Here is a 320-nt window from a genome sequence, read left to right as displayed (position 1 = left end):
CGGAATCCTGTTGTTCCCGGTTGAAATCCTCCCGTGAGTGCCGACTTCTCCAAGTGTTTCGCGAGCCCCGGGTCCATAAGCACGAAGTGTCCATCAGGCATGCACCTGACGTTCGCAGGGGACAGATCCCGGTGGACGACCTCCAGGTCATGACAGGCTGCCAGTGCCTCAGCCATGTCGTGCAAGAGCGGCCAGACTTCCCGCTCGCTCCAAATGCGGTGAAGGGAGTCACGAAGGTCGTGTCCCTCAAGGAACTGCTCCGCCCAGCACACCGCGACGGGCGGGTCCTCGATTTCAACGGCGTCGGTCAGTACTTTGAC

At 60.9% G+C, this 320-nt stretch carries 2 protein-coding genes; one reads left to right on the top strand and one right to left on the bottom strand.

Annotated elements, in window-relative coordinates; genetic code table 11:
• Window positions 1-215: protein kinase domain-containing protein (locus IG178_RS26425; RefSeq protein WP_425499876.1), on the bottom strand; the 215-nt coding region annotated here is incomplete at its 3' end.
• Between IG178_RS26425 and IG178_RS25990 the strand changes: the two genes are divergently transcribed.
• A partial coding sequence (locus IG178_RS25990; RefSeq protein WP_255519010.1) for a hypothetical protein occupies window positions 132-320 on the top strand: 189 nt, incomplete at its 3' end. The two genes, IG178_RS26425 and IG178_RS25990, sit on opposite strands and share 84 nt — an antisense overlap.

This window comes from Neoluteolibacter marinus (genome assembly GCF_014904755.1).
GTDB lineage: Bacteria > Verrucomicrobiota > Verrucomicrobiia > Verrucomicrobiales > Akkermansiaceae > Haloferula > Haloferula marina.
This window is presented reverse-complemented; position numbering and strand designations above follow the sequence as displayed.